The organism is Curtobacterium sp. 18060 (genome assembly GCF_902706105.1).
GTDB lineage: Bacteria > Actinomycetota > Actinomycetes > Actinomycetales > Microbacteriaceae > Curtobacterium.
On sequence record NZ_CACSJV010000082.1, the window covers coordinates 1 to 8,448 of the forward strand.

Genomic DNA, 8,448 nt, shown 5'->3' on the forward strand with positions numbered 1-8,448 from the left:
GGCGCACCGTGGGCGGCGCGCGACGTGGCGGGGGTGGGACGGACCTCCTGGCCGGTGCTCGCTGCGGAGTCGGACGCGACCCGCCCGGCGGACGCGGCCGGTTCGACGACCGGTGCGGTCACCCAGGACGGGACGGGACGGCGCGGCCGTTCCGAATCCTGCATGCGATGCGACGCCACTGCGGTGCTCCCTTCGTCGACTGATCCATCGTCAGTTCTAGTGGCAACGGTCGCGGATGTCGCAGCCCCAGTTCCGGGGTCGCCGGTACGTTCGGGGCATGACCGGAATCGAACACCGTCCACTGGGTCCCTCGGGGCTCGTCGTCTCCACCGTCGGCCTCGGCTGCAACAACTTCGGGCGGCCGGGGACCGCCTCCGAGTCGCAGGAGGGCACCGACGCCGTCGTGCGGGCGGCACTCGACGCCGGGGTCACGCTCTTCGACACGGCCGACATCTACGGCGGCCGGCCCGGCATGTCCGAGGAGATGCTCGGCCGGTCGATCGCTGGGCGGCGTGACGAGATCGTGCTCGCGACGAAGTTCGGCATGGACATGCAGGGCGCGAACGGGCCGGACTGGGGTGTGCGGGGATCGCGGCGGTACGTCCGGTTGGCCGTCGAGTCGTCGCTGCGTCGTCTCGGGACGGACTGGATCGACCTGTACCAGATGCACCGTCCCGACGACGTGACGCCGATCGAGGAGACGCTGTCGGTCCTCGACGACCTGGTCCGCGAGGGCAAGATCCGCTACATCGGGCACTCGAACTTCGCGGGCTGGCAGATCGCCGAGGCCGAGTTGACCGCGTCGATCGCCGGCACCACGGCGTTCGTGTCCGCGCAGAACGAGTACAGCCCGCTCGCCCGTGCCGCCGAGGCCGAGGTGCTGCCGGCCGTCCGCGCCTACGCCCTCGGGTTCCTGCCGTTCTTCCCGCTCTACAACGGGCTGCTGACCGGCAAGTACACGAAGGCCGGGGGTCCGGCCGACGGACGCCTGTCGACGTCGAAGCCGCAGTTGCTCGAGGACGCCCCGTGGGACGTGCTCGACGACTACCAGCGGTTCTGCGACCACCGCGGCGTCACGATGCTGCAGGCGACGTTCGCGTGGTTGCTCGCGCAGCCGGGGCTGTCGAGCGTCATCGCGGGGGCGACGAAGCCGGAGCAGATCACGCAGAACGTCGAGGCCGGCACCACGTGGGAGCCGACCGAGGACGACATCGCCGACATGACGGTCATCTTCGACCGGGCGTAGGCGGGCGGCCGCGGCCCGCCGCCCGCGGGGGCCGAGTCTCGGCGTGAGCGACAGTTCTCGCGGCTGTCGGCCCGAGGACTGTCGCCCAGCGCGAGTCTCGCGGCGGCGGGGCCGAGACTCGGGGCGTCAGCGGGTGGCGGCGGAGAGTGCTTCGCGCAGCTGGTCGGCGGTCAGACGCGGGCCGTAGCCGGGGGTGTCCCGCTGGATGCGCCAGCCCTCGGCGAGGGGTCCGGCGTCGACGACGTCGAAGCCGAACTCGTCGATGAGGTCCGCGGTCACCTGCTTCGCCTCGGCATCGTCGCCCGCGACCACGAGGGCACGGCGTTCGGGCGTGCCGGTCGGGGTGGCGTGGCCGGTCAGGTCCGCGGCACCGATGTGGTTGAACGCCTTGACGACCCGGGCCCCGGGCAGGTGGTCCTGCAGCAGCTCGGCCGTCGTCGTCGACTCGTCGTCGAGCGCGGCGATGTGCCCGTCGCGCTCCCAGTAGTAGTTGTTCGTGTCGATGACGACCTTGCCGACGAGCGGCTCCGCCGGGATCGTCTCGATGGCCGCGAGCGGCACCGTCACGACGACGACCTCGCCGGCGGCGGCAGCCTCGTCACGGGTGGCCGCACGGGCCTGGTCGCCGAGTTCGGCCACGAGGTCGGTCAGGGTCTCGGGGCCGCGGGAGTTCGCGATCACGACCTGGTGGCCGTGCTGCACCGCGAGCCGTGCCAGTTGGGATCCGATGTTGCCTGCGCCGATGATGCCGATCGTTGTCATGGTGTCCATCCAACGCTCGGCGGCCACGAGCATTCCCGGTGGGGCACGTGCGCCCCGGGCGGAGCATGATGGCGGCATGGACCACGAGTTCCGCGACGAGACCGACCAGGACCGCTACGCGATGTACGTCGGCGGCGAGCTCGTGAGCGTGCTCGACTACCGCGAGAACGGCGACGCGATCGCGTTCCCGCACACGTACACGGTGCCGAAGCACCGCGGGCACGGCTACGCGGCCGAACTCGTCGAGTACGCGGTCGCCGACGTCGAGACGAACTCGACGAAGCGGGTCGTGCCGATGTGCTGGTTCGTCGGCAAGTGGTTCGACGAGCACCCCGAGAAGTCAGACCTGCTCATCCGCAGTGCCGCGGACTGAGCCGACGCGAGAAGAGCGCCCCATGCCCACCATCACCCCCTTCCTCTGGTACGACGACCAAGCCGAGCAGGCCGCCCGGTACTACGTCGACCTGTTCCCCGGCAGTTCGGTCGACAGCGTGGCGAAGACCCCGGACGGCGCGACCCTGGTCGTCGAGTTCACGTTGCTCGGGCAGCCGTACCGGGCGATGAACGGCGGACCGGGACACCCGCACACCGATGCCGTCTCGTTCCAGGTCGACGTCGACACGCAGGACGAACTCGACCGCATCTGGGACGCCCTGCTCGCCGACGGCGGCAAGCCGAGCATGTGCGGCTGGTTGTTCGACCGTTGGGGTGTCGCGTGGCAGGTGACCCCGTCGATGATGGGCGAGCTGATGACCGGGTCGGGCGACCCCGAGGCGAACGCCCGTGTCTTCCAGGCGATGATGACGATGCAGAAGCTCGACATCCCCGCGCTCCGTGCCGCAGCTGCAGGTCACTGAGCCCGAATCTCGCGTACCGACCGGTATGGTGTCGGCACAGAAGACCGCCGGCCGGCGCCGGCACCGAAAGGCTGGAGCCACGATGGACCACCCGAGCTCCGGGATCCGGAACAGCGAGATCGGCCGGGCGTACACCGAGCTGGCCCGGATCACCCGACGTGCGAGCATTCGTGCCCGCGGATCCGACCAGGCACTGAGCGTCGTCGACCAGTCCCTCGTCGACTTCGTGGTGCAGCACCCCGGCTGCATGGCCATCGACATCGCCCGGTACCTGCGCCTGAACCGCTCGACGATCTCGCGGCAGCTGTCCGGGCTCCTCGCCACGAAGCTGATCGAGACGACCGACGGCGGCACCGGCAACGCGAAGCCCCTCGTGGCGACGGACGCCGGTCGCACCGCGCTCGAGCGCTCCGTGCAGCTGCACCGGGATGCGCTGGAGGAACGGCTCGCCGGCTGGTCCGACGACGACATCGCCCTGCTCGCCGGACTGCTCGAACGGCTCGGCGCCTCGGACGAGGCCGGACTGCCGATGCCCGGACGATCCTCGACGTGACCACGTCGTTCGTCCTGCTCTCCGACACGCACCTGCCGAAGCGGGCGAAGGACCTGCCCGCGGCACTCTGGGCGGACGTCGACGCCGCCGACCTGGTGGTGCACGCGGGGGACTGGGTCGACCTCGCCACCCTCGACGCCGTGCAGGCCCGATCCCACCGGTTCGAGGGCGTGCGCGGCAACAACGACGGCCCCGAGTTCGATGACCGGCTGCCGCTCGTCGCGCACTTCGCGGTCGAGGACCTGCGGTTCGCGCTCGTCCACGAGACCGGTGCCGCGACGGGCCGGGAGCGCCGGGCGGCCGCCGAGTACCCGGACGTCGACGTGCTCGTCTTCGGGCACTCGCACATCCCGTGGGACACCGTCGCACCGTCCGGGCTGCGGCTGCTCAACCCCGGCTCGCCGACCGATCGCCGTCGGCAGCCGGACTTCACGTGGATGCGCGGGACGGTGACCGGCGCCGACCTGGCCGTCGAGTTGGTGCGCCTGCCGCCGCCGGCCCGCTGAGGTCGCCCGCGCCGACGTTTCGCGCCAGACGACACCTCGCGGGTCGACGAACCCGTGAGGTGTCGGTCAGCACGTGAACTCGCCCGCGGCCCCCGCCAGCGGCATCGCGAAGAACGCCAGCTCCCACTCGGTCGAGCGGCGGAACGCCCGCGCCATCCGCCCCCGCTCGACCGGGGTCGCGGCTGCCGCCATCTCCTCGACCAGACGGGCCGCCTCGGCACTCGACGCCGCGAAGCCCGGGTCCCCGTACGCCGTGAGCCAGTCGGCGAACGGATGGCCGTCCGGAGCCGCGCCGAGCTGCGCCCCCACCCAGGCGTAGACCCGGAAGCAGGGGAGCACCGCCGCGGCGAGCACGGCCGCCGACCCGGAGTCCGCCGCCTCCTGCAGGTGTGCGAGGTACCCGGCGCACGTCGGGTGGACGGGGTCGTCGGCGTGGGTGCCGGCGAGGCGTCGGTGGTGCAGGTCGCGGGCCTCGGCGGCGCACCCCTCGGCCGCCGCCGTCCAGAAGGCGGCAGCCGCAGGACCACGACCAGCGCCGGCAGCCGCAGCGCCGGCAGCCGCAGCGCCGGCAGCCGCAGCGCCGGCAGCCGCAGCGCCGGCAGCGCGCGCCGCCAACGCCGCCAGGTGCTGCTCGTAGGCCCGCAGGTAGTGCAGGTCCTGCGCGAGGTACCCGGCGAACACGTCCGCGTCGAGCGTCCCGTCGCGCAGCCCGACCAGGAACCCGCACTCGATCGTCGCCTGCAGCACGGCGCTGACGTCGGACCACCACACGTCGGTGAACCGGACCTCGGGCAGCAACGCGCGGATCACGGCACCGTGGTCGATCGGCCCGTTGCCGGACCCGACCTCCAGGGCATCGGCTCCCCGCAGGGCTGCCGTCAGCCAGGGCTTCGCCACCCCGACCGCGAGTTCCCAGTCCCCGTGCCGGGCGGCGAGCGTCGCGATGGCGCTCGACAGGGAGCACCCGGTGCCGTGCGTGTTGGCCGTCGCGACGCGGGGACCGGTGAACCGCCGGGCGGACCCGGACGGCGACACGAGCACGTCGTCGGAGGTCGGCCCCTCGTCGTGCCCGCCCTTCGCCAGCACGAGCACGTCCCACGTCGACGCCACGAGCCGCGCAGCGTCGAGCGACGACAGCGACGAAGGCGCCGCACCCGCCGCCGCACCAGCCCCGGCCAGCTCCGCCAACACCTGCAACTCGGCCCGGTTCGGCGTCAGCAGGTCGGCCAGCCCGAACAGTGCACCCATCGCCGCGGCGGCGTCCTCGTCGAGCAACCGGTCACCACTCGTCGCCACCATCACCGGGTCCACGACGACCACGGGCGGCCGGTGCTCCCGCAACCAGTCCGTCACGACGCGGACGACGGGTGCTGTGCCGAGCATCCCGATCTTCACGGCGTCGATCGTGACGTCGTCCGACACCGCGTCGAGCTGCTCCCGCAGGAACGCGACGTCCGGCACGTGCACCGACCGCACCCCGTGCGTGTTCTGCGCGACGAGGGCGGTGACCACGCCCATGCCGTACCCGTCGTGCGCCGCGATCGCCTTGAGGTCGGCCTGCAGTCCGGCGCCGCCCGTCGGATCGGTCCCGGCGATGGCCAGGACGCGCGGGACGCTCACGACCAGGCCCCGGCCGGGAGGCCCGGATCACCCTGACCGGGTCCCCTCGTCTCCGCCCCGTGGCCGGGTCTAGAGCTCCACGCGGCCACGTACGCCGCCGCGGCGGATCCGGGGTCGGCCGCGGCGCAGATGCCCGAGACGATCGCGACTCCCGCGGCACCGGCATCCCGGAGCGGCACGACGTCGTCGAGGGTCACCCCGCCGATCGCCACGCACGGCACGTCCGTCGCTGCCGCGAGCCGGGCGAACCCGTGGTGACCGAGCGCCGGTGGGTGGTCCGCCTTCGTCGCCGTGGGGTGCACGACCCCGACGCCGAGCAGGTCCACGGTGCCGCAGGGCAGGCGGGCGACGACCGCCATGTGCTCCGGGGTGTTCGCGGTCAACCCCACGTGCGCGTCCGGCCCGAGCAGGGCACGAGCAGCGGTCACCGGCACGTCCGACTGGCCGAGGTGCACCCCGGCGACCCGGTGTCCCGCGTGCCGAGCGGCGAGGGCGACGTCGAGCCGGTCGTCGACCACCACGGCGGCGCGGTCGCCCACGGCGTCGGCCACGGCAGCGGTCAGGGCCAGCAGGTCGCGCGCCGAGGCGTCCTTGTCCCGCACCTGCACGATCCGGACCCCGGCGTGCACCGCGGCGCGGATCACCCCGAGCACACCGACACCGTGCCGGTCGGCCAGGGCGCCGTCGGTGACCAGGTACACGCCGAAGTCCTCCGGCAGCCCGCTCATGCCGGTACCACCAAGGACGCAGGCTCGGCCTCGACCGTGATCCGGGCCTCGCGGACGACGTCCTCGGGGGTGAGCGACGCCAACCGGTCCAGGAACAGCGGCTGGAAGGTGCCGGGGCCGCCGGCCTCGCGGGCGGCGAGCTCCGCGGCGATCGTGTGCACCGCGGTCGCCGCGACGGCGGCCGCACCGGCGTCGTCGGGCGCGACCGACGTGAACGCGGCGACGACCGCGCCGAGGGCGCACCCGCCCCCGGTGATCCGCGTCAACAGCTCGGTGCCGTTCGCGACCCGCACCACACCGGTGCCCGGCGCGACCAACAGGTCGACGGGACCCGACACGGCCACCGCGGCCACGAGCCTCCCGGCCGCCTGACCGGACACGGCGTCGACCGCAGCCGCACGGGCGTCCTCGGTGCCCACCGTGCTGTCGACACCGCGGCCACCGGCCGACGTGCCGAGCAGGGCGAGGACCTCGGACGCGTTGCCGCGCAGCACCGTCGGGTGCAGCGCCAGCAGGTCGCGGGCCAGGGCGGTGCGCACCGGCAACGAGCCGACCGCGACGGGGTCGAGCACCCAGGGGGTGCCGGTGTTGCGGGCGGCGTGCGCGGCCTCGAGCGCCGCGACCCGGGGCTCGGCGTGCGGGGTGCCGGTGTTCACCAGCAGGGCGTCGGCGACCCGGGCGAACGGTCCCGCCTCGGTCGCCACGTCGACCATCGCGGGCGAGGCTCCGAGGGCGAGCAGCACGTTCGCGGTGACGTTCTGCACCACGGTGTTCGTGATGCACTGCACCAACGGGCTCCGGGCTCTGACGGCCTCGAGCAGTTCGGCGGTTCGGTGGGCCCAGGCAGGGGAGGGCGCAGCGGTTTCCATGGACGATCCCTTCGCGAGTACGAGCTCGAGCAGGTTCGACGGGTGTGATCTCAGCCGCTGGTTGCGGCACCCCGTGTCTCGATCGACACCGTACACGAGCAGCTACGTCGTGCCCCGGCCCGTCGTCTCCGGCCCGTCGTCTCCGGTCACATGCCCTGCACCGTGTGACAGGGTTGGTGTGTGCCAGACTCCACGCCTCCCGGACCGCCACCAGGCCCCCGCGACCCTGGCGACGCCTGGGCGGTCGGTCCCGACGGCACCAAGGCCTGGGGACTCTTCGGCGCCGCAGGGCTGCTCGTCGACGACGGCGCCGGACGCGTGCTCCTGCAGCACCGCGTCGAGTGGAGCCACCACGGCGGCACCTGGGGCATCCCCGGGGGCGCACGCCACCAGGGCGAGGAGGCCGTCACCGGCGCGCTCCGCGAGTCCGCCGAGGAAGCCGGTGTGCCCCACGACGGCGTCGACCTCCGCCACACGGCACTCCTCGACCTGGGGTTCTGGACCTACACGACCGTGGTGGGGCGTGCCGCTCGGCCGTTCGAACCGGTGATCGCGGACCGCGAGAGTCTCGCCCTGTCCTGGATCCCCGTCGACGAGGTCGAGAACCTGCCGCTGCACCCGGGGTTCGGGAGGTCGTGGCCGGCGCTCCGCGCGTCCCTCACCACCACCCCGCACGTCGTCGTCGACGCGGCGAACGTCGTCGGCAGCGTGCCCGACGGCTGGTGGAAGGACCGGGCGGGAGCCGCTGCACGCCTGCTGTCGTCGGTGACGGCGCTCGCCGAGTCCGGGGTGACCGCCGACGTGCTGGCGCTGCCGTTCGCCCGCTGGTGGCCGCGGTGGACCGTGGTGCTCGAGGGCGAGGCCCGCGAGGCCCGGGGTGCCTCCGGGTCGTCGGACGGCGCACTGCCCCGTGCACTGCCCCGTGCACTCGACGTCGTCGCGGCGCCGGGCTCGGGGGACGACGCCATCGTGGACGCCGCTCGTGCGGCGGTCGAGGCCGGCGACGGTCCCGTCGTGGTCGTCACGGCTGATCGCGAGCTCCGTGCCCGCGTCGAGGCGCTCGGTGCCGTGGTGCACGGGCCGTCCTGGCTGCGCGACCAGTTCTAGCGGCGGTACGCCGTCGGCGCACGGTGCGAGGTCGCACGGCGCACGGCGCATGGCGTCCGGCGTCCGGCGTCCGGCGCACGGTGCGAGGTCGTTCGTTCGGTGCTGGCTTGATCGCTCCGTGCGCCGCATCAACCTCGCACCGAGCGGCCGGTGTCGCACGGACTGACGCACCGCGCACGGTGCGGCGCACGCCCGCGCCC

10 protein-coding genes and 1 riboswitch are annotated in these 8,448 nt (G+C 73.4%); of the genes, 6 read left to right on the forward strand and 4 right to left on the reverse strand.

Annotated features, from left to right (window positions below; translation table 11 throughout):
• Window positions 1-277 precede the first annotated feature (277 nt).
• Complete coding sequence (locus tag GVL05_RS19210) at window positions 278-1,246, forward strand: aldo/keto reductase (RefSeq protein ID WP_131846278.1); 969 nt, start codon at window positions 278-280, stop codon at window positions 1,244-1,246.
• Window positions 1,247-1,372: 126 nt separating this feature from the next.
• On the opposite strand, the gene GVL05_RS19215 is transcribed toward GVL05_RS19210, so the two are convergent.
• Window positions 1,373-2,008 carry an NADPH-dependent F420 reductase gene (locus GVL05_RS19215; protein ID WP_159574185.1) on the reverse strand — a complete coding sequence of 212 codons (636 nt, stop codon included), beginning with the start codon at window positions 2,006-2,008 and terminating at the stop codon, window positions 1,373-1,375.
• A 76-nt stretch (window positions 2,009-2,084) separates the two neighbouring features.
• On the opposite strand from GVL05_RS19215, the gene GVL05_RS19220 reads away from it, so the two are divergent.
• The 4 genes from GVL05_RS19220 (at window position 2,085) to GVL05_RS19235 (ending at window position 3,924) form a co-directional block, all read left to right on the forward strand.
• Window positions 2,085-2,381 (forward strand): GNAT family N-acetyltransferase, encoded by a 297-nt coding sequence (locus GVL05_RS19220; RefSeq protein WP_111087034.1) that lies wholly within the window; start codon window positions 2,085-2,087, stop codon window positions 2,379-2,381.
• Between the two features lie 22 nt (window positions 2,382-2,403).
• Window positions 2,404-2,865 (forward strand): VOC family protein, encoded by a 462-nt coding sequence (locus GVL05_RS19225; protein WP_134193478.1) that lies wholly within the window; start codon window positions 2,404-2,406, stop codon window positions 2,863-2,865.
• An 82-nt stretch (window positions 2,866-2,947) separates the two neighbouring features.
• A complete protein-coding gene (locus GVL05_RS19230; RefSeq protein WP_123939187.1) occupies window positions 2,948-3,418 on the forward strand; it encodes a MarR family winged helix-turn-helix transcriptional regulator in 471 nt (156 codons plus the stop codon).
• Complete coding sequence (locus GVL05_RS19235) at window positions 3,415-3,924, forward strand: metallophosphoesterase (protein ID WP_131879022.1); 510 nt, start codon at window positions 3,415-3,417, stop codon at window positions 3,922-3,924. Before GVL05_RS19230 ends, GVL05_RS19235 begins: the two co-directional genes overlap by 4 nt.
• Window positions 3,925-3,990: 66 nt before the next feature.
• Here the strand turns inward: GVL05_RS19235 and thiD are convergent, their stop codons facing one another.
• The 3 genes from thiD to thiM all read right to left on the reverse strand — a co-directional run bounded on the left by thiD (window position 3,991) and on the right by thiM (window position 7,141).
• Entirely contained in the window at window positions 3,991-5,544 is a 1,554-nt protein-coding gene (gene thiD, locus GVL05_RS19240; RefSeq protein WP_235036074.1) for a bifunctional hydroxymethylpyrimidine kinase/phosphomethylpyrimidine kinase, read from the reverse strand.
• Window positions 5,541-6,272: a thiamine phosphate synthase gene (thiE, locus tag GVL05_RS19245; protein ID WP_235036075.1), complete on the reverse strand. Its 732-nt coding sequence runs from the start codon at window positions 6,270-6,272 to the stop codon at window positions 5,541-5,543. The genes thiD and thiE overlap by 4 nt, the downstream gene beginning before the upstream one ends.
• Window positions 6,269-7,141 (reverse strand): hydroxyethylthiazole kinase, encoded by an 873-nt coding sequence (gene thiM / locus GVL05_RS19250; protein ID WP_200849282.1) that lies wholly within the window; start codon window positions 7,139-7,141, stop codon window positions 6,269-6,271. The genes thiE and thiM overlap by 4 nt, the downstream gene beginning before the upstream one ends.
• A riboswitch (TPP riboswitch) is annotated at window positions 7,130-7,225 on the reverse strand. Its footprint overlaps the gene before it by 12 nt.
• A 96-nt stretch (window positions 7,226-7,321) precedes the next feature.
• Here thiM and GVL05_RS19255 point away from each other — a divergent pair.
• Window positions 7,322-8,248: an NUDIX hydrolase gene (locus tag GVL05_RS19255; RefSeq protein ID WP_159574186.1), complete on the forward strand. Its 927-nt coding sequence runs from the start codon at window positions 7,322-7,324 to the stop codon at window positions 8,246-8,248.
• Window positions 8,249-8,448 lie beyond the last annotated feature (200 nt).